This is a genomic window from Roseibium hamelinense, assembly GCF_007830545.1.
Classification (GTDB): domain Bacteria; phylum Pseudomonadota; class Alphaproteobacteria; order Rhizobiales; family Stappiaceae; genus Roseibium; species Roseibium hamelinense.
In genome coordinates, this window is record NZ_VLLF01000012.1 from 1 (window position 1) to 19,079 (window position 19,079).

A 19,079-nucleotide genomic window follows, 5' to 3' on the forward strand; every position below is an offset into this window, starting at 1 on the left:
GCAACCAGGCCGACAGCTTGTCGGCAAAGGCATCAAGTTTGCTGGGCCTCTCGGGAACCTTGAACACGGGTTCAACCGTATCATCCCGCAAATACTTGCGCACTGTGTTCCGGGACAATCCGGTGCGCCGGGAGATCTCCCGGATCGAAAGCTGATCACGAAAATGCCAGCGTCTGATAACGCTCAACAACGCCATGTCTATCACTCCGTATTCCCCCGCCGAAATCACTCAGGGGTGGGTTTAAACATGGGTCAGTTCTCAGTGAAAAAATCGGGCCTCACCGGGTCAGTTCTCGGTGAAAATCAACAGCCAGACCTTGGCGAGGCGGACATCAGCGCCTCACTCGCCCAATTTGACGACATGTGGAAGGCGCTGATCCCGGCCGAGCAAGCGCGCGTGGTCAGGCTGCTGGTGGCGCGTGTCACAGCCAGCGACGCCGGACTGGCGGTCGATCTGCGCCACGAGGGCTTGGGTGCAATTGCGACGCTTATGGCACCGGCCAAGCCGGAGGTGGCGTGATGGCAGAGCCCGATACCCTCCGGGTCCACATCCCGCTCACCCTGCGCAATCGAGGCGGCCGCCCCCGCATCCTGCCGCCAAAAGAGATCGAGGTCGCCATGGATCGCGGCCAGGACGCGCGCCTTCTGCGCGCCATCGGCCGCGCGTGGGACTGGCGGCGCAGGCTCGAGCGCGGCGACGTCAACACCATCGCCGATCTCGCCAGAGAGGAAGGTATCTCCGACCGTTATGTCAGCCGCGTGATCCGGCTCGCATGGCTGTCGCCTTCGGTATTGGAACGACTGGTGCTGCGGCGCGAGCCGACGGTCCTTTCGATCTTCGACCTCTGCGGCGTGTCGGAATTGCCATGGGTCGAGCAGCCGGGGCGCGTGTTTGACTAACCCTTAATGGAAGCTGGCCTGAAAGCTCGTAGCGGTCAGCGACACGTGGGCGTCCAGCGGCGGGCGCAGTTCGAACGCCTTCGGCTCGCGTGCAAAGTGATAGAGCCGCATGAGGCACCAGTCCGCCCACCGTTCGTCGGCAACAGCCAGCTCGTTCCGCGAAATATGGAATGGTGTGCGTTCCCAGCCGTTGGTCGTCTTCACTTCGATCAGACGGGGCCGACCATCCGGCGCATAACTGGCGATATCATACCCCGCGCCATCGCCATCCTCCTCCGAGACCCATCGCACCTTTGACGCAAGATCAGAGCGCCCGTAGCCAGCCAGCACCGCTTTCTCATGCGCCAGCGCGCGTTCCTCTCCCGCCCGGCCAAGCGCGCGGTTGCGCTCGTCACGCTCCGCCACATCGAATTTGCGGGCGGTGGCGATGGTTTGCTCAAGTTCAGCCGGAGGCGGTTGGTTGCTGAGCGTCGGGGGCGGTCCAATCCAAAGTTGAGCCGCCTCGCGGAGGCCCATCGCGGGCCGGTCCGGAATGCGGGACAGCCAGCCGGGGTTGAGTTCCAGCCAACGCGCCACCGCCTCTTCTAGTGTGCCCTGGTAGTTTTGCGCGGGCTTATAGCCGGGGATCCAGTCCTCTCCGAGGGCCCTGAGAACCGCGCTGATGTTCTGGTGCTTGAACTCAATCGAACTGCGGTTGCGGTCTATCTGGGCCTGAAGATCGCGATTGTGCGCGGCCTTGTTATAGGACTGACCAGCGAAGTCCGCAGCCAGCATCGCGAAGTAATCCGCGACGATCAGGTCATTCTCTGCATCTGTCCAAGGCCCGTTCGACATGCGGCCAGGCTAGACGCGGGAAAATCATTTGTCATCAGCGGTTTCGGTTGGGGGAATGGGATGCAAACCTACCCAAGAAATCCGTCGATTTACGCTAGCATCCCGAGCAACGCGCCTACCGCATGTTCTGGCTATATTGCCATCGATGTCGTTCGGAACGCACGTTTGGGTTTTGGCGGAGTTCGGCAGCAGTGCATTGAAAGGTAACGAGAAAACGAGACCGAACCGAAACGGGTGAGGTTCGCCCAAACTGAGACTGAGGGTCATTCTGAGCCCAGCTTCGGCTAGGCGGCGCGTCTATGAGGTTCGGTCGGTTTCCGCAAACCCCTTTGTTAACACGGAAAAATCCGTGCCCGTCAGGGCGGTGACACTGGTTCGCAATGGGGATAATGGCGGAGAGGAAGGGATTCGAACCCTCGAGACGGTTGCCCGCCTACTCCCTTAGCAGGGGAGCGCCTTCGACCACTCGGCCACCTCTCCGGTTAGTCCCGTTTAGTTGTCCGACTTCTGGAGATCAAGGTTTTTTTCCTTGGCTGTGGAATTTTTCAAAACCTCGTGCCTGAAGCGGTGTCTGCCCGCATTTTGGGTTGAAAGCCGCCCGGGGCTGCAAACCGCCAAAGCAATGAGGCTCACCCGTTAAAAATGCCGTCGTTCCCTCGCCCCGCCAGACGCATCAAAACGCTGCCGGGGAGCGAAGCGCAGGAACGGGCATGCGGTGAAGGCGGTTCTGGAGGAAACAGGCGTTGACCCGCCGATGACCTTCTTGCTTTGGGTACGGCCCCCTCTCACGGCACAAAGCCGGCAAAACACCTTGCCCCACTCGATCGGCCTTCCACCGGCCGAAGCCCGGAGTGACAGGATCAGTTTGAATGGGCTTTGGCCTTCGCTGCTTGCGACACCTCGGTTTTCCGCCGCGCGGCACGCCACGATGTTACAGCCTCGACACTGAACGAAACAACGGCCCGCACGAGTGGCGTTTCTGTGGAAAACATTATTCTTCAGGGTCTTAAAGGGTAGAAATTTTTCAACCTGGACGTGGTCGGACAAGATGCCTTGAACATTCGAAAACTGTCGCGCGGCAGGCTGGGTCTCATGGCCTTCAACGAGGCCTCCTTTGAGCACCACGTGACACCGGATGAGCTGGACCGGCAGGAAGTTGAGCGGGTCTATCGGGTGAAGGACCCGAGCGGTCCGCTACAAATGGCATTCCGGAAGAACAGTGACCCGGACTTGATTGCACGTTTCCGGGAGGGATTTGAGGCGATCACGCGAAACGGAACACGAGACACAACCCCTGCGCGGCATCTTCGATCCCAATTTTCTACCAATGGTTGTCGAAACTATAGGCGAGCTCTGCTGATATCCACGCTTTAGTCCCCGGTTTTCAATGGGTTACAGGCGAAGCCGCTTCGGTAAATCTCAATGTTGTTTTTTCCGACAAATCACTCTATGGTTGCATCTTGACGGCTATCTACTCGGGATAGTCGATGCACTGGGCAGATACTAACACTCTAAGGAAATTAGGGGGAATTTATGAACGCAGACGAGTTTCAGCATTGGTGCCAACGGATGGGCTTCAAAAGCACCGCGGCGACGGCAGAGGCTCTGGGAATTGGATCTCGGAATACGATCGCCAAGTTCAGGAAACAAGGCGCTCCGCGTTACATCGCTTTGGCGTGTGCGGCGCTGGTCAACAATCTGCCGCCCTACGCCACTCCGGATGCGGACGCAGCGGCGAAAGAATCGTCGCAACACGCGGCATAGGCGGATGAAGATGCCGGACCTGGCCCAGAATAGACCGGCCAGGTCCGATCAGACCGTGCCCATAGAAGAAGACCGGCAGAGCGCCGGAGCGGCGCGCTCAATGCGCTGACAACCACTCACGCGCCGACCGCTGGGCTTCAGCAATCTGGGACGGGCTCATTTCCGCCGAGATTTCTTTGCGGTATTGGGCAGCGTCCCTGTTGCCTTTCAGGGCAGCAATATTGAACCATTTGTGTGCTGCGATCAGATCGGCCTCGCCATGCCGCCCGCATGCGCTGTCCAGACCCATCTGGAACAGGATTTCCGGATTTGCCGGCGCTTCGCCGAAACCGGACATATCTTCTGAATAAACTTCAAACCGTGCCATGACGCACTCCCCGTTTTGTGAGGCTTCACCCCCGTGAAGCGTCCCCGAAACACCGTGATATGACGCAGCGTTTCTGACACCGATCTTGCAAAACGGCGTTGAACGGGCCGTTAAAAACTAGAATTAACGCAAATCAAACAAAAGCTTACCGAGGTGTGAACTTAACACTTCGAAAATCATCATTTTTGAAATTTCATTTGTTTTTCAAGGCCCGTTAGAGACAATGTGAAGAATTGCAGCAACATTTTGTTTACGCTGATGTAAGGTCGCATGCCCGGACATGGGCATAACAGGCCTGAGCGGGAGACCATCATGCCGAATGCGCCAATCGTTCTTTTGCACGGAACCAATGCGGCTCCGTGGACCATGCAGACCTTCACCCGGTTTTTTGAGCAACAGGGCTATTCCTGCCATACGCCGACCTACCGCCATCATGACCTGCCTGCCTCAGACGAACGCCAAACGGCACTCACCGGCCTAAGCATTGCCGACTATGTCTCGGACATCAGCGCCTTTATCTCCGGTCTTGAACAACCTCCGATCGTTATTGGCCACTCTCTTGGCGGCCTGATTGCGCAACTCCTGGCCGCGCGCGGCGAGATCCGGGCGGCTGTACTCATCAACAGCAGCATTTGCCACGGCACCTTGCCAACCACCGACATGGAGCGGGCGTTGGGCAAGGGTTTCATGTCTGCCGGCAGGTTTTGGGAGATGGCTCCGGGACAGGACTTCGAGCTCCTGGCGGCCTACGGCCTGAATACGATGCCAGAACACCAGCAACATGCCATTTGCGACCGGCTAGGGACGGAATCGGGCACTGTTCTGTTCGAGCTGTTTTTTTGGATGTACGATATCAACCAAACGACTTGGATCGATCATGCCACGGTCCAGACACCCTTGTTGTTCCTGTCCGGAACGGAAGACAAAGTTGTGCCTCCATCTACCAGCAGAGCAATGGCAAGCCGCTACGGCGACTGGGCGCGTTTCGTCGAGGTTGAAGGCAAATGCCACTATATGCAGCTGGAAGACGGCTGGCAGGACATTGCACAGACCAGCCTCGATTGGATAAGCGCTCTGCCCGAAACATCCTGAACACGGCTCGGAATTGCGAAAAAACTCTCCAATGTGACGTAGCGACACGGGTTTGCAGCTCAGGATTTGCGCTGTAGGCTCCGTTTCCGTAAACGGAAGCACGACGCTTTCTGGGAGGAAAAACATGTTCAAGTCCACACTTGCAGCCGCCTTGATCGGCTGCGGTCTCGCCGCCGCTTTCGCAACCCCAAGTTATGCAGCCGACGCCAAAGGCGAATGGGTACGGCCCAATGGTGCGTCCAAAATCCGGATCAGCTCATGCGGTGCATCGCTGTGCGGAAAACTGGTCTGGCTGAAACAGCCGCGCAATGACACCCAAAACCCGGATGCGAGCAAGCGCAGCCGCCCACTCGTCGGCGTCCAAATCGTCCAGTCCATGAAACCGACTGGAAAGGATGGTCAGTGGAAGGGCAAGGTTTACAACGCCGAAGACGGCAAGACCTATACCGGCTTCATCCAGCTGACATCCGCAAACAAGCTCAAGCTAGAGGGCTGCGTCATGGGCGGCCTGATCTGCAAGGGCGAAACCTGGTCCAGGGTCAAATAAGCCTGTTCAGATCCGGTTCAGGACCAGCCGTATAAACCCTTCTTCAAGCGCATGATAATCTTGCATGCAGCGTTTGCTTCGGGGCTTGTCGGCTATGGATCTGCACAATGTGAAACACCGCCGGAACCGCCACACTGGCGGCCGGCCTTTATCGGCCAGTGGAATGCTGGTGGCCGGTTTCCTGCTGGCGCTATTGCTCACCGCGCCCGCTCAATCCGCGTCCGACATTGCCGGCAGGTGGCGAACACAAGACGGCGCGACGGTCGAGATTTCGGACTGCGGCGGCGCGCCATGCGGGAAAATCATCAGCTTTCCGCCACCACCGGGCGAAACACAACAAACTGCCATGGATATTCGCAACCGCGACGCGTCGAAACGCGGCCGGAAAATTCTGGGATTGACGATATTGTGGCGGCTTGCACCGGAGGGAACCGGCTGGAAAGGCCGGGTCTACGATCCGCGCCGGGGTTTCAGCGCGAACGCGACAGTGACCCGGCCTGATGCCAACCAACTGTCAATACGAGGCTGCGTTCGGGCAATATTCAATGTGTGTGAGACCGAAACCTGGCGCAGAACAGGGGATTGATCCCGCCCCGAACCAAAACACCCCGGCTTCCGCCAGGGTGCCTTTATGTAAACCCGTGTTCGGGCGAGCTTACCGCGCGCGCTGGCCGAACAGAACGCTCTGAGCGTTCTTGTCGTCTTGAAGGGCAAATTTCTCGCGCTCTTCCTTGCCGACAACCAAGCCTTTTTGAACCGCGGGACGCTCTTCCAACCGCGTTTTCCAGGCTTTGACATTCTGGAATTCTTCGAGATCCATGCCCTGGCGTTCCCAGCCTTGCGCCCAGCCGATCATCGCCATGTCCGCAATGGTGTACTCGCCGGCAGCCACGTAATCGCGGCCTTCAAGGCGTCGGTCCAAGACCCCATACAGCCGATGCGTCTCGTTGAGATAACGGCTCATGGCATATTCGATCTTTTCCGGTGCGTAGATCCGGAAGTGATGGTTTTGGCCAAGCATCGGCCCGAAGCCGCCCATCTGCCACATCAGCCATTCCTCGGTCTCGACCCGCTTGCGCTCGTCGGCTGGATAATACTTGCCGAATTTGCGGCCGAGATACTGCAAGATCGCACCGGATTCGAAAACTGTGATCGGCGACCCGTCCGGACCTTCCGGGTCAATAATGGCAGGCATGCGGTTGTTCGGCGAAAACTTCAAAAACTCCGGTTCAAACTGGTCGCCCTTGCCGATGTCGATGAATTTGACCTCGTAAGGCACACCCAGCTCTTCTAACAGGATCGACACCTTCCAGCCATTCGGCGTCGGCCAGTAATAGAGTTCGATCGGCTTTACTTGGGAAACGGACATAAAATACTCCTTGAAGACAGGTGGATCGGATCACCTTGCCCCGAGATTTAGGACTGACCGGTTCACAATTCAACCAAGGTGCGTACGTCCGTTGTTGCCCTCGGTTCACACCAACATTTTCTTGTAACCGAGATGGCTTTGTTCGTAGCCGAGACGCCTGTAAAAAAGATGCGAGCCCTGCCGTTCCTTGTTTGACGTCAGCTGCACAAGGCACGCGTCCGCCACCCGTGCAAGCTCTTCGGCATGTGCCATCATCGTCCGGCCGACGCCCTTGCCCTGCTGATCGCCTCGCACATGCACACTTTCAAGCTCCACACGCGGCCGGCCTTGATAGGCAAGCCCTTTGAGAAAATGGATCTGGTATGTCCCGACAACCTCGCCAGACGTGTTCAGCGCGACGTAAATATCGGCCTCGGGGGCGGCACACAGGGCCTCGAAGGCCGGACGGTAGTCCTGCCAATCGGTAAACTCCTTATTCTGGCGGGCCGAAGTTGCGCCTGCATTCACGATCGAAATGATCGCCTGGAGGTGTTCAGGGCGGGCTTTTTCTATCCGGCAAGTCGGCATGACGGGCCTCTTTCGGGTTATTCAGATAAGTGGCAGGCCGGGTCTGTGGGCTTGAGTTCGGCAACACCCCAATATGTCGTGCGCCAGCCGTCCGTCTTCCAAAGATGGGGCCAGTTCCCTTGCAGATACCGTGCGGAAATCGGCGCCCCTTGCAAACCGGCTTGTGCCTTGACCGCCTCAAACTGCTCGGCCGCCGGCAACGCCGGTTCCGCATCACCCTCCTCCCAGATGTAGAAGCAGCTGTCACGCGGCGGTGTACGCGCCGGAATGGCTGGTGTCACCACCCGGGCACCGGGCAACAGGACCCTCACATTGCCACCCGTATAGCCATTATCGGTCAGAAGCGTAGCCTGCCCTGCGCCCACATCCAAAAGCGGGGTCCGAAGGTCTTCATAAGGCTTCATGTGTCGGCATTTTCCGCCGCACCAGAACCGATCGGGCGCGAGCAAACCCGGAACTCGGGCCACAAAGACGACCACAACTAGACTGGCAGCGACTGCGCCCAAGATCCGCCATTGGCGCCCCCACCGATAGCGGTCAAGATCCGCAAACAGGTAGATCGGCAAGAGCAGCATCAAGGGGTGCATGTGCCGTTCCTTGACATAGGTGGCACCCGTGACCGCGATCAAAACAGCGGTCAGCAAAATCATCGCCAGAACCGTGCGGCCACACAGGCGCGCGGCCGGGGGAACTCCGGGGCTCACAGGGGTATTACGTCCTGCGAACCGCTGCCAGAAGATCAAAAGCACCAAGGGCACAAGCGGGACCGAGAATCCCAGCAAGCCGAACAACAGCCGGCCCAGCCCCTCGCCTGCCCGTGCAAGGTGGGAGGTTTGCGCAGTCACGCCCATGGTCTGGGACACAGAGGGCAGAAGCTTCAAGCCCTCGCTGAAGATCCAGTAGGCATAGGGGCTGTAGACGAAGAGGGCCGCGATCGGAACAAGCGCCAAACCGGCAAGCCGAAGCCGTGAGCGCCAATGCGCATCACTGAGCGCTGCCAGCAGCAACGCCACAACAAAAATCGGATAGGAATGCTTGCCAAGCAATCCTGTTCCGACAGCAACGCCGAACAGGACATAGAAGCCGAGCTGGCCGGTCTCCAACGCCTTTATGAAGAAAAACGCGCTTGCGGCACAGGCGACTGTCAACACAACGGTGTGCGTCACTCCCTCATGCAGGTTCCAGCCGAACTGATAAAAAAGCGAATAGCAAAACGCGCAGAGCGCAGCCAGACGCGGGTCCGGCAAAGCCTTGCGCGCAATCAGAAACAGAAACAGCGCCGCCACTGAAATCAAGCCATACTTAACAGAGAGCGCCGCCCAGATTGTTGGCCCGAAAATCTGCTGGGCGGACCATAACAACCACTCGTAAAGAGGTGGCTGGCGCAGCATGTAGCCTGCTTCGAGTGTTTGGACGAGCACGTTTTCAAACATGTCATCCGTTCCCAGCACCGGAGAGTTCAATGCCCTCAGGAGCAAATGCATCAGCCCCCAGCCCGCGGCAATGGCCCAAACACCGAAGGGCGTGGCATAAAAAGGAACAGGTGCAGGGTCGGCGGAGGAGTGATTTGATGTCATGTTGCGCATCTTGGTTTCGGCCATAGCCGTTTAACCCACCCGGCGGGCATTGCCTAGCGCAGGGTAGAGATCAAAAACCACAACCAATACACAACTTTTAATTCCCCCATCTTCTTTTTGGTTACTTTTTACAATGATTGAATAAATACCAATTCTTTCAGGGTATACCTTGGTATTTTTTCGATTAAGTGATCCATATTTACAACTTGGATTAGACGTTTGTTAAGAGAGCAGGCCAATTACTCGTTGAACAGGATCACTGTTCTTTTCAAAGGGAACCAATTGGCGATGAAGAGCTCGAATGGGGTCAACAACACGTGTGTTTCTGAGCTTGAAAGTTCTTTCATACGTCGCAGTCCGTCGCGCGGAGTTTCCGGACAAATCCAAAATCTGGTTCATGCAATGAGACGCCATCTCGATATGGAAGTCGGATTCTTGAGCGAATTCGCCGGCGGACAGCGCAAATTCCTAAACGTGGATTGCGAACCCGGCAAAGGTCCGCAGCCCGGCGCCGCTGATCTACTTGAGGAAACTTACTGCCACAAAATTGCAACCGGGAAACTGGCAGGCATCATCCCCGATACATCCGCGGAACCGCAAACGGCCTGCATGCCGGTGACAAAAACGCTCGGCATCGGTTGTTACCTCGGGGTGCCGATTGTGCTGCCCGGCGGTCACGTATTCGGTACGCTGTGTTGTTATAGCGGGAACCCGAACACTTCGTTGAACGATCGTGATCTGAGCACCTTGACGGCATTTGCGGAGATCGCCACCCAGCTCATCGAAATGAGCAGTTTCAAGGAGCGTTCGAAAACGGAAATGCTATTCAGGATCAGGGACGTACTGGAAAATGACCTGATGGCCATGCATTTGCAACCGATCATGGACCTTGGATCTGACACAGTCAGCAGCTTTGAAGCTCTGGCCCGGTTTGAAACCGCCCCCCAACAAGGACCAGACAAATGGTTCGAGGATGCTCAGGAGGTTGGTGCCGACGAGGAATTGCAGCTCCACGCGATCAAAAAAGCGTTGGAAGCCCTACCGGCCCTACCTCAAGAGGTCACCCTGTCGATCAACGCCTCTCCTTCCGTAGTCCTGTCACCGCGTTTTGCCCGACTGTTCACAAGCGCGCCCCTTGACCGGGTCATGCTTGAATTGACCGAGCACGCAGCAATCGAGAATTACCGGCATTTGCACGACGCTCTCTCGTCTTTGCGCAGTGCCGGGCTCAAGGTTGCCGTCGACGATGCCGGAGCCGGATATTCCACCTTCCAGCACATCCTCAACCTGCAGGCCGATGTCATCAAGCTTGACCGCTCGCTTGTTACCGAAATTGACCGCAATCTCGCGCGCCAGGCGTTGGCCTCAAGCTTGATCTTCTTCTCGCGCCAAACCGGGAGCAGGTTGATTGCCGAAGGCGTCGAAACAAAACAGGAGCTGGAAACCCTGCGTCATCTGGGGGTCGAAATGGCTCAAGGCTATTTGATGGGGCGGCCGGCGCCGCTGCAAAACGCACTTGAGAGTCACACAGGCTCTCCTTTGGCGAACGCGTGCTGACCCGCCATCTCTGCTTGCAAAAAACCCGCGCACCAGGCGCGGGTTTTCTTTACAAGACGGGAACCGTCACGCTCACTCCAGCCCGATCTTCTGCTTCAAGAGATCGTTGACCGCCTGCGGGTTGGCTTTACCCTGCGACTGTTTCATCACCTGGCCGACAAACCAGCCGAGAAGCCCTGGTTTGTTCTTCGCCTGCTCGACCTTGTCCGGGTTGGCGGCGATGATGTCGTCGACAATGGCCTCGATCGCGCCCAGATCCGTGACCTGTTTCATGCCGCGGTCTTCGACGATCTGCGCCGGATCCCCGCCCTCGGTCCAGACGATTTCGAACAGATCCTTGGCGATCTTGCCGGAGATCACGCCGTCCTTGATCAAGTCGACAATCGCACCGAGCTGCGCGGCTGACACCGGGCTTGTCGCCAGGTCCTTGCCTTCCTTGTTCAGCCGTCCGAAGAGCTCGTTGATCACCCAGTTGGCGGCCAGTTTGGCATCGCGGCCCTTGGCAACTTGCTCGAAGAAGTCGGCCGACTCCCGTTCGACAACCAGAATATCCGCGTCATAATCGGTCAGGCCATAGTCTTTTATGAACCGGGCTTTTTTATCGTCTGGCAGTTCCGGAAGATGCGCAGCCAGCTCATCGACGTAAGCTTGGCTGAATTCCAGTGGCAGCAGGTCCGGATCCGGGAAGTAGCGGTAGTCATGGGCTTCTTCCTTGGAGCGCATGGACCGGGTCTCGCCCTTCACCGCGTCAAAAAGCCGTGTCTCCTGATCGATGGTACCGCCATCTTCCAGAATGCCGACCTGACGCCGGGCTTCATACTCGATGGCCTGGCCGACAAAGCGGATGGAGTTGACGTTCTTGATCTCGCAGCGCGTGCCGAAGCCTTCGCCCGGACGGCGCACGGACACGTTCACGTCCGCCCGCATGGAGCCCTGGTCCATGTTGCCATCACACGTGCCGAGATACCGCAGGATCGTGCGCAGCTTCGTGAGGTAGGCTTTCGCTTCGTCAGCTGAACGGAGATCGGGCTTGGACACGATTTCCATCAGCGCGACGCCGGACCGGTTGAGATCAACGAAGGACATGGTCGGATGTTGGTCGTGCAAGGACTTCCCGGCATCCTGCTCCAGGTGCAGGCGCTCGACACCGACCTCGACCTTTTCGTCCGGCATTTCCAGAAGGATGGTGCCTTCGCCGACAATCGGCTGCTTGAACTGGGAGATCTGATAGCCCTGCGGCAGATCCGGGTAGAAGTAGTTCTTGCGGTCGAACACGCTCTTCAGGTTGATCTCGGCCTTGAGGCCCAGACCGGTGCGGATCGCCTGGCGCACGCATTCCTCATTGATCACCGGCAGCATGCCGGGCATGGCAGCATCCACGAGGCTCACATTGTCATTCGGGTCCTTGCCGAACTCGGTCGACGCGCCGGAAAACAGTTTCGCCTCGGAGGTCACCTGGGCATGGACTTCCATGCCGATCACGATTTCCCAGTCGCCGGTCGCGCCCTTGATGAATTTCTTCGGGTCGGGAGTGCGTGCGTCGACAATCGTCATGCGTCTTAAATCCTGTTTTTGTTCTTTATGGCCGGGCGCGCCGTGGAGGATCGGGGCCAGCCATCTAAAATCGCCGGCTTGATGCCTAGTCGGGAATTGCCGAGGCTGCAAGAGGGTCTCGCTTAGAAGCGCCAATTTGCGCACAAAAGCGGCAGATTTTCGGCCCCGGAGCCCTGGTCAGTCCGGCGGGTTTTGCGCCATCCCTGTGCGCATGATGTAGCCGATCAGGACAGCAACCGCCTGATAAAGTTCAATCGGAATTTCCTCGTCGAGTTCGATCTGCGACAAGGCCTCGGCCATCATAGGGTTTTGCTCGATCGGAACCCCGGCCTCGCGGGCCAGCTCTTCAATGCGCTCTGCAACCGACCCGGTGCCTGTGGCACTCACATAAGGTGCTGTGCCCTCGCCTTCGTATTTCAGCGCGACCGCAAGCTTTTTTCCGTCATTTTTGTTCATGATCTGCGATCCAGATAGGCACCGGACGGTGTTTCCGGGCGTTTCGGCAATCCGTGAAGAAATCTCAGTTCCTGCAAATTGAGACCGGCGTCTGCAAAGGTTGCCTCCAAGGTTTCATGCCCGGCGCGCAGCATATCCAAAGTATCGCGGCGTTCGACCCAGACGCTGACGAATGTACCGCCGCCGCGCAGGCTGACAGCGGCCTCAAGCGGACCCGTCGCTGTCAGGTCGAGGGCAAACCGCAAACGCCACGAGCTGTCATCGTCTTCGCCGGTTTGATTGCCCTCCCGGTCCCTGCCGATCTGCATCTGGACGATCGCTGTCTCCTGACCAACAGTCATGGGGAGCTCGAGCACAACATCCATCGGCTTTCCCTGCGCGGCCTGAGGATCGTCACCGCCCAGGCCGCGGCTGACCATCTGCGTCAACCGGATACGGGACAGCGCATTGTCCGTTTCTTGCAGCAACCGGTTCATCGCATCTGCATCATCCGCGCCCGCAACAGACGCCGCTGCCGCAGGACGCTGACCCCGCGGCGCGCCGGCGAGGCTCGGCACCGGCGGTTGTGTAAAGGGTTTGGCAGCTTTGCTGCCTGCCCCCAAATCCTGCAGGATCCCGCGCAAAGTTATCAAAAGCGACTTCAGATCCGCCGGTTGCCCCTGCTGCGGCAACGGCGCTTTGGCGCCCGAAAACAACGCGCCTTCGCGGAAAATACCAGAAGCCTTCACCGCATTGTGGACGGACTGTGCCGTCACCTGCCCGCCTGCGCTGTTCAAGCGCAGTCCGAGGATTTGCTGCATCACCTTGTCGACAGTGTCAGGAAGCTTGCTGCCGGAGGCCGCTTGAGCCGACTTCATGGCTGTAATTTGCGCAAACAACCCGGCAAGGCTTGACTGTTGCTCCTGAAGTTTCGGCAAAACAGTCTTTGCTGCAGAAGCAAGCGCCGCAGAGACCGGCTGCGGGCCGCTGCCGGCCGCCGACGCCTGACCAGCCGGAGCTGTGAGCGACACCGGTGTTCCTTTTATCGGGTAACCGGCCTGCAGGGGTTGTGGGCTCTGCACAGTTAGCGGCTGGACGGATTGTGGCTGGACAGTCACGTTTGCGGAAATCTGTGGCAATGGGGTTCCCGCAGATCCTGCGGGCGCCGCCCCGCTTGCAGGCAACTGTGCACTCCATTGGGTCCCGGTTGCCGTACCACCCCCGGCCAAACCGCCCGCAATACCGGCGCCGCCTTGCTGGGCCACAGCCTGTGGAACGGCTGCCGACCCCGACAAGACCAACGGAGGTTGAGGCCGGACGGCTTGGCCGGGTTGGAGAGAAGCATTGCTGATCACCTGTCCCGCACCGGGCGGAGGTGCTGAACCCGGAACAGTTTGCGCCCCGCCGACTGACAGCGATGGCGCTTGACCGGCCGGGACCGGGCCGGGACCCGTCTGGGAAATGACGCCCTGACCTGCAGTCTGTCCACCCGGCTGAATGGCTTGTCCTGACGCTGCGGATGGCAGCGGAGCTGTTCCAACACCGACCTGCACAGAAGGTGCACCTTGCGGCGCGGGTGCGGCCGAACGCACCACTTGCTGCGGTCCGCTGTTCTGCGAAATTATGCCCTGGAGCGATGTGGTCGGCGTACCGCTTGAAAGCACGCCAGAAATCTGCGCCGCTGCCAGGTTTGGGGCAGCGTTTTGCGGGATCGCGGCCGGACTTGCCGGGCTTTGCGATCCAGGAAGCTGCGGCGCGGGTCCCTGAGAGACTTGAAGATTCGCCCCGGACTGTGGCACTTGCGCCAGGGTCGCGCCGGAGCCGATCTGAACCGGCGCTGTCGGAGGAGCAGAACCAGCCCCCTGGCTCACGGCTGGCCCGGATTGCCCCTGACCTGTCGGCAGCTGGCTTGATGGCGTTTGCCCGGCTTGTGGTTGCACGGCCTGGGGCTGACCGGTCTGAAGCGGAGCACCCTGCGACGGATTGGACGCGCTTTGAACGTTCAGGAGCTGTGCAGTCACGGGCGCGGATGTTGCGGGTTGTCCGGTTGGCAATCCGGTAGGCGGCACTTGCACCGTGGGAGACGGCGCGCTCCCGATTGCGCCTGCACCGCCTGCCGCAGGTCCTGCGACAACGTTTTGCGGCACAGACTGTGATTGCGTGTTCAGCACAGCCGCCAGCGATGGACGGGCTGCAGCCGCCGGGGGCGCCGGTGGAGCGGGTGTGGCGGGGGAGGCTTGCGGAGTTGTCTGCGGTGTCTGCGCTGCCGGCGGCTGGCTGCCCGGCTGCGCCGGTTGGATTGCCGGCTGCGCTGCTGGTTGCGGCTGGACACCCGGCTTTTGCGGAATGATCTGGATTTGTGGACGGGCGGCATCGCCATCCACCTTGATCGTGACTTCCGTGCCGGGGGGAAGCGGCGCGCTGGCACGCACTTCAATGGATGATTTGCCGACGGAAAGGCGCAACGTGTTGTCGGGCCCTGCGCTTTCAACGCGCGCCTGCACTTGCGTTCCAGGTTCAAGACCGGCGGAACGGACAGCGCTTTCTGCGGGAAGCGTTGCCGGAATTCCCTGAACGGCACCGACCATGTCAGCTCTCCTTCACGCGGACATTAGAGCCCGGCATCGGAAAATCAGGTTAATCGGAAAGGAAAAATTGTGCCAGTGCCGCCCACAATCGTGCCGAATTGATCGGTATCAAAGCACCGGGTCACCGGCTCCGTCACATTCCCGAACGAGAGGGGCCCCGCGGTCAAGCAGTCAAGGAGAGCGCGCATGCGCTGGATGGATAGAATGAACGAACGGGCAGACCTAATGGGCCGTATGCTCGAGACGATCGGCGCCATGCAGTCCCTGCCGGAGGGACAGCGCCTCGATCAGGAGTTAAGGGAGGCCTCAAGCCGTTGCATGCATTGCAAAAATGCCGAAGGCTGCAAGGACTGGCTGTCTGAAAACGCGGCTGGTGCTTCCAAGCCGTTTCAGAACTGTCCCAATGCAGCGCTGTTCAGCTCCTGGCTCAAACCCGGCTCCTAGCGGGGCCGTTCGCCGCGCATCCGCCGGACACGGTAAGCCAGTGCGGCCGCAACAGCCCCTGCCACAAACCGGAACGGGAACATGGCCAGCGCGCCGGCATCTTGATCGATTGGATGCGGCAGGCCCGTGAAACTCCAGGCGGTTTCGGCGATCAGCGACAGCGCGGCAGCTGCAAAACCGGCAATCCAGATCTTCGAGACCTGGTTGGCGTGCCAGCCAAGATATACACCAATCATCAGGGCGATTGGATTGAACAGCCCGGACACCCCGAACAGATCAATCCATGTTTCGGACATAGTCATCATGGCGGGGTGTTTAGCTGCAATCGCGATTGAATGCGAGCGGGAAATCATCTGCCCGCCATGCGACAAATCGATTGTCGGGGACGAACTGCGGTCCGGCAGGAGAACCAGCTTCTTGATCGGCTTCGCAGCTGTTACAGTCCACCTACCAGCCGCCGAAGCCGCCTTTTGGGAACAGCTCATGACCACCCTGCCCGGTCCAAAACGGTCTTTGCTGACGATCAGCGACCTGGCGCTTATGGGCCAGCGGCTCGCAATCAATTGCCGCAGTTGCGGACGGTTCCGGTACCTCAAGGCCGACAAATTCGCGCCTGACCAAAAACTCAGCGAGCTTCAAAAAGAGCTGAGATGCTCCCGCTGCCGCTCCGATGATGTCGAGGCGCTCGCCGTCGCGCGCGATTTGGAAAGCGGTTATTGGCCGGCCGAGCGCAGCTGACAGCTTGCCAAGCGCCTTGAATTCGGCGGGGTGAGGTGCTATCTGCGGACTGTCTTTGATCGGAGTTTTTATGCGCGGACAACAAGAGTCCCGGTAACACCCGGTTTCATCTGAAAGCCGGGTCAAAAGCAATAGCCACCGCTGCATGCGAACGCTGCAGTGCGCGAATGTTTGCATCTGAACTTCAAAGATCACTACCAATGGACATATCCAAACCGGAACAGCGGGTGCTTCACCTGCTGGCTCAGGGCGGCTGCATCCTGGTCGAAAAAGACGAAAGCGGCAAAATATCGAAAAACAGCACGGTCACGCGGGACGGCTGGTACTGGTCGGGCTGCGACCTCAGACTTTTCAGAAAACTGAAACGGCGGGGCTATATCGCCTCGCGCGGAGGCGGCCCGTATCGCATCACCGAATTGGGACTGCGCCGTGTCCGTTCCCAGCTGGACAACAGATAGAGAGCAGCAACGTGCACTCACCGTGACCGATGCGCAGGAAGGGCCGGCCGCAAGTTCCGGCCCTTTTTAGCCTCAGTGCTGGGATGCGATATCGCGGTCTCTGGCATCGCCCTTGGTAACGCTGTTGAGATAGCCACGCAAAAGACGGTTGTCGTTGAATTCAAAATACGCAATCGCAAAGGTCTCGAACGGCTTCCCGCTGGCCAACGAAACGCCGGACAGCTCATGCATGCTGAACAGTCGATCACCGTCCTCCATCATTTGATGAAAGACTTGATTCTGCACAACAGCTTCTTGCCGCATCCGCTTGATCCGACTCCCGAATTCCGCACGGCTGAGACTGTGCCAATCAATCACTGCTGTGAACCCTGGGTCGAAATAGGTCTCCAGAACCTGTTCGGGCGACATCTCATCACCAAACATCCAATCGTAAAAAAATGCCTGAAATCGTTTCTCCAAGCGGCCGTTAAAGCCATTGGTAATCTGCTTGCCGGGCGGGTTCATGGAGATAACACCTCGTGGTCAGAAGCTTTTCTGCATGACTCAGCTTGCCACAGGTTTGCGAATTTCGAGCATAGCCAAAACAACGGGCTCGGGCGCATGTTCTGCCGGGATCTGAAAAAGGCCCACTCTTCGGGCTGCTCTGCCAAGACGCACGGAAGCCGTAACAAAAACCAGCACCGGCGCGAGGATCAACGGGACGGTGACCGGCATCAACCAGAAAAACAATTCCGGCGTGATGTGGTAGGCGAAGGCCATTGCCGCACCGCCTGTGAGCGACATCCACCACGTCGCGGAAAAACTAGCGCCCAAAGACAAGGATCCGTCGGCCCGATCAGCCGCAGGCCAGCCAGCATCCGCTCCGGTCAGGATTTGCAGGACCGACCGGCATTGAAACATCATGTGAATCGGCGCGAGAACAGATGTCATCAGCGTTTCGCAAAAGCCGCCAAACGCAAGCCGGGCACCTCCGCCAAAACCGCGATTGCCGCCCCTGACGAGCGCACGCACGACCAGCATCAGTTTTGGCAGGATGAGCAGCGCCACAAGACCGAAAAGAAGCGCCAGCGCGGTTGCTGTTTCGGGATGGGGAAAGGTCGGAAACGGCGACAAACCCACAAAGTACACCGGAGCAGAGGCGAACAGCGGCGCGGCAAGGCTGGCAATCAAAAACAGCAGCCAGATCGGGGACGCCAGATAGGCGAAGATACCCTGAACAATCGCAAACCGGCTCCACAGCTTGAAGCGCGGCGCCAAAATCAAGCGGGCATGCTGAAGATTGCCCTGGCACCACCGCCGATCCCGCTTGGCATATTCCACCATATTGGCCGGCGCTTCCTCGTAGGAGCCGGTCAGATCTGGATCGATCCGCACTTGCCAGCCGTCGCGGGCCAACAGTGCCGCTTCGACCGTGTCGTGACTGAGGATGTGTCCGCCGAACGGCGGTTTGCCGGTCAAAGGTGCCATGCCGCAAGAGCCGGCAAAGGCGCGCACCCGCACCAGGGCATTGTGCCCCCAAAACGAACCTTCTCCGCCCTGAACCGAGGCCAACCCACGCGCAAAGTACGGCGCATACAGAGCGGTTGAAAATTGGAGCATGCGGCCGAAGAGCGTTTCAAGGCCCCGGATCTGAGGCAATGTCTGCAAGAGTCCGAGCTTCGGCTCGGCCTCCATCCGGCGCACCATCTCGCCGATCGCTGACGCCGTCATCAAACTGTCGGCATCCAGGATGAGCATGAACTCATAGGCCGCACCATAAGTGCGGACAAAATCGGCGATGTTCCCCGCTTTCCGGCCGGTGTTCTTGTCCCTGCGCCGGTAAAAAAGCCTGCCTTCCACCCCTTCCCTGTCAACCACGCGGCGGTAAACCCCCGCTTCGCGTTCGGCAATGGTCAAATCGGTGGTGTCGGACAGAATGAAGAAATCAAACTGCTCTGCCTCCGGCAAAGCCGCGACAGACCGCATCATCGCGGTCATCCGGGCAAAGACCGCCTCGGTGTCTTCGTTGTAAACTGGCATTAAAACAGCCGTGCGCGCAGCAATCGGTTGATCATGACGCGCCACGGCCTGGGGCGGGAACAAGAGCCCGAAAAAGGCGATACATCCGCCCCATGCAAGCCAGAAAGCGGCAACCGACAGAAGCCCGATCCGCACCACATCCAGCCAAACGAACCCGTCGGCTTGCGCGACCGTTCCGAACATGGCGGCTGCAGCAAATGTCAGCGCCCCAGCAAATACAACCATTCCGCACCGGCGGATAAAGACGGCACTTGCCATCTATCCGGCCT

The 19,079-nt window shown here is 58.9% G+C and carries 22 protein-coding genes and 1 tRNA gene; 10 read left to right on the forward strand and 13 right to left on the reverse strand.

All coding sequences use genetic code 11. The annotated features are described in order from the left end of the window. Positions 1–196 (reverse strand): winged helix-turn-helix transcriptional regulator (locus tag JM93_RS19765; RefSeq protein WP_145347091.1); only part of this gene is annotated, 196 nt, incomplete at its 3' end. 51 nt (positions 197–247) lie between these two features. On the opposite strand from JM93_RS19765, the gene JM93_RS19770 reads away from it, so the two are divergent. Both JM93_RS19770 and JM93_RS19775 read left to right on the forward strand, forming a co-directional pair. Continuing rightward, positions 248–520 (forward strand): hypothetical protein, encoded by a 273-nt coding sequence (locus JM93_RS19770; protein ID WP_208995354.1) that lies wholly within the window; start codon positions 248–250, stop codon positions 518–520. Beyond that, complete coding sequence (locus tag JM93_RS19775; protein ID WP_145347093.1) at positions 520–900, forward strand: hypothetical protein; 381 nt, start codon at positions 520–522, stop codon at positions 898–900. The genes JM93_RS19770 and JM93_RS19775 overlap by 1 nt, the downstream gene beginning before the upstream one ends. A 3-nt stretch (positions 901–903) precedes the next feature. Here JM93_RS19775 and JM93_RS19780 read toward each other — a convergent pair whose 3' ends face one another. Then, positions 904–1,734 carry a protein NO VEIN domain-containing protein gene (locus JM93_RS19780; protein WP_145347095.1) on the reverse strand — a complete coding sequence of 277 codons (831 nt, stop codon included), beginning with the start codon at positions 1,732–1,734 and terminating at the stop codon, positions 904–906. A gap of 390 nt (positions 1,735–2,124) precedes the next feature. Continuing rightward, positions 2,125–2,214 (reverse strand) — tRNA-Ser (locus tag JM93_RS19785). Between the two features lie 1,053 nt (positions 2,215–3,267). Here JM93_RS19785 and JM93_RS19790 point away from each other — a divergent pair. Then, on the forward strand, positions 3,268–3,498 hold the full coding sequence (locus JM93_RS19790; protein ID WP_145347097.1) for a hypothetical protein: 231 nt from the start codon (positions 3,268–3,270) through the stop codon (positions 3,496–3,498). A gap of 97 nt (positions 3,499–3,595) precedes the next feature. Here JM93_RS19790 and JM93_RS19795 read toward each other — a convergent pair whose 3' ends face one another. Next, positions 3,596–3,865: a hypothetical protein gene (locus JM93_RS19795; RefSeq protein WP_208995355.1), complete on the reverse strand. Its 270-nt coding sequence runs from the start codon at positions 3,863–3,865 to the stop codon at positions 3,596–3,598. Positions 3,866–4,177: 312 nt separating this feature from the next. Here JM93_RS19795 and JM93_RS19800 point away from each other — a divergent pair, with 312 nt between their 5' ends. From JM93_RS19800 to JM93_RS19810, 3 genes are all read left to right on the forward strand, one after another. Continuing rightward, the gene (locus JM93_RS19800) at positions 4,178–4,957 is read left to right on the forward strand and encodes an alpha/beta hydrolase (protein ID WP_208995356.1); all 780 of its coding nucleotides are present in this window, start codon (positions 4,178–4,180) and stop codon (positions 4,955–4,957) included. 124 nt (positions 4,958–5,081) lie between these two features. After that, complete coding sequence (locus JM93_RS19805) at positions 5,082–5,504, forward strand: DUF2147 domain-containing protein (protein ID WP_145347100.1); 423 nt, start codon at positions 5,082–5,084, stop codon at positions 5,502–5,504. Positions 5,505–5,568: 64 nt separating this feature from the next. Then, complete coding sequence (locus JM93_RS19810; RefSeq protein ID WP_208995358.1) at positions 5,569–6,090, forward strand: DUF2147 domain-containing protein; 522 nt, start codon at positions 5,569–5,571, stop codon at positions 6,088–6,090. A 69-nt stretch (positions 6,091–6,159) separates the two neighbouring features. Here the strand turns inward: JM93_RS19810 and JM93_RS19815 are convergent, their stop codons facing one another. The 3 genes from JM93_RS19815 to JM93_RS19825 all read right to left on the reverse strand — a co-directional run bounded on the left by JM93_RS19815 (position 6,160) and on the right by JM93_RS19825 (position 9,041). Further along, on the reverse strand, positions 6,160–6,873 hold the full coding sequence (locus JM93_RS19815) for a glutathione S-transferase N-terminal domain-containing protein (RefSeq protein WP_145347102.1): 714 nt from the start codon (positions 6,871–6,873) through the stop codon (positions 6,160–6,162). A gap of 105 nt (positions 6,874–6,978) precedes the next feature. After that, complete coding sequence (locus tag JM93_RS19820) at positions 6,979–7,440, reverse strand: GNAT family N-acetyltransferase (RefSeq protein ID WP_145347104.1); 462 nt, start codon at positions 7,438–7,440, stop codon at positions 6,979–6,981. 17 nt (positions 7,441–7,457) lie between these two features. Beyond that, positions 7,458–9,041 (reverse strand): glycosyltransferase family 39 protein, encoded by a 1,584-nt coding sequence (locus tag JM93_RS19825; protein ID WP_208995359.1) that lies wholly within the window; start codon positions 9,039–9,041, stop codon positions 7,458–7,460. A 264-nt stretch (positions 9,042–9,305) separates the two neighbouring features. Here JM93_RS19825 and JM93_RS19830 point away from each other — a divergent pair, with 264 nt between their 5' ends. Continuing rightward, positions 9,306–10,574 carry a sensor domain-containing phosphodiesterase gene (locus JM93_RS19830; protein WP_145347106.1) on the forward strand — a complete coding sequence of 423 codons (1,269 nt, stop codon included), beginning with the start codon at positions 9,306–9,308 and terminating at the stop codon, positions 10,572–10,574. Positions 10,575–10,646: 72 nt separating this feature from the next. On the opposite strand, the gene gatB is transcribed toward JM93_RS19830, so the two are convergent. The 3 genes from gatB to fliK form a co-directional block, all read right to left on the reverse strand. Beyond that, complete coding sequence (gene gatB / locus JM93_RS19835; RefSeq protein ID WP_145347108.1) at positions 10,647–12,128, reverse strand: Asp-tRNA(Asn)/Glu-tRNA(Gln) amidotransferase subunit GatB; 1,482 nt, start codon at positions 12,126–12,128, stop codon at positions 10,647–10,649. Between the two features lie 177 nt (positions 12,129–12,305). Beyond that, on the reverse strand, positions 12,306–12,584 hold the full coding sequence (locus JM93_RS19840; protein WP_145347110.1) for an EscU/YscU/HrcU family type III secretion system export apparatus switch protein: 279 nt from the start codon (positions 12,582–12,584) through the stop codon (positions 12,306–12,308). Continuing rightward, positions 12,581–15,151, reverse strand: coding sequence for a flagellar hook-length control protein FliK (gene fliK, locus JM93_RS19845; RefSeq protein WP_145347112.1), 2,571 nt, complete (start codon positions 15,149–15,151; stop codon positions 12,581–12,583). The genes JM93_RS19840 and fliK overlap by 4 nt, the downstream gene beginning before the upstream one ends. A gap of 186 nt (positions 15,152–15,337) precedes the next feature. On the opposite strand from fliK, the gene JM93_RS19850 reads away from it, so the two are divergent. Next, the gene (locus tag JM93_RS19850) at positions 15,338–15,595 is read left to right on the forward strand and encodes a DUF6455 family protein (protein WP_145347114.1); all 258 of its coding nucleotides are present in this window, start codon (positions 15,338–15,340) and stop codon (positions 15,593–15,595) included. On the opposite strand, the gene JM93_RS22020 is transcribed toward JM93_RS19850, so the two are convergent. Beyond that, positions 15,592–16,080 carry a hypothetical protein gene (locus JM93_RS22020; RefSeq protein ID WP_208995360.1) on the reverse strand — a complete coding sequence of 163 codons (489 nt, stop codon included), beginning with the start codon at positions 16,078–16,080 and terminating at the stop codon, positions 15,592–15,594. The two genes, JM93_RS19850 and JM93_RS22020, sit on opposite strands and share 4 nt — an antisense overlap. On the opposite strand from JM93_RS22020, the gene JM93_RS19860 reads away from it, so the two are divergent. Beyond that, positions 16,079–16,333, forward strand: coding sequence for a hypothetical protein (locus JM93_RS19860; RefSeq protein ID WP_145347116.1), 255 nt, complete (start codon positions 16,079–16,081; stop codon positions 16,331–16,333). The genes JM93_RS22020 and JM93_RS19860 overlap by 2 nt on opposite strands. Positions 16,334–16,533: 200 nt before the next feature. Then, positions 16,534–16,791: a YjhX family toxin gene (locus JM93_RS19865; RefSeq protein ID WP_145347118.1), complete on the forward strand. Its 258-nt coding sequence runs from the start codon at positions 16,534–16,536 to the stop codon at positions 16,789–16,791. A gap of 72 nt (positions 16,792–16,863) precedes the next feature. Here the strand turns inward: JM93_RS19865 and JM93_RS19870 are convergent, their stop codons facing one another. Together JM93_RS19870 and mdoH are read right to left on the reverse strand one after the other, a co-directional pair. Further along, complete coding sequence (locus JM93_RS19870; RefSeq protein WP_145347120.1) at positions 16,864–17,295, reverse strand: nuclear transport factor 2-like protein; 432 nt, start codon at positions 17,293–17,295, stop codon at positions 16,864–16,866. Positions 17,296–17,334: 39 nt separating this feature from the next. Beyond that, positions 17,335–19,068, reverse strand: coding sequence for a glucans biosynthesis glucosyltransferase MdoH (mdoH, locus tag JM93_RS19875; protein WP_145347122.1), 1,734 nt, complete (start codon positions 19,066–19,068; stop codon positions 17,335–17,337). Positions 19,069–19,079 lie beyond the last annotated feature (11 nt).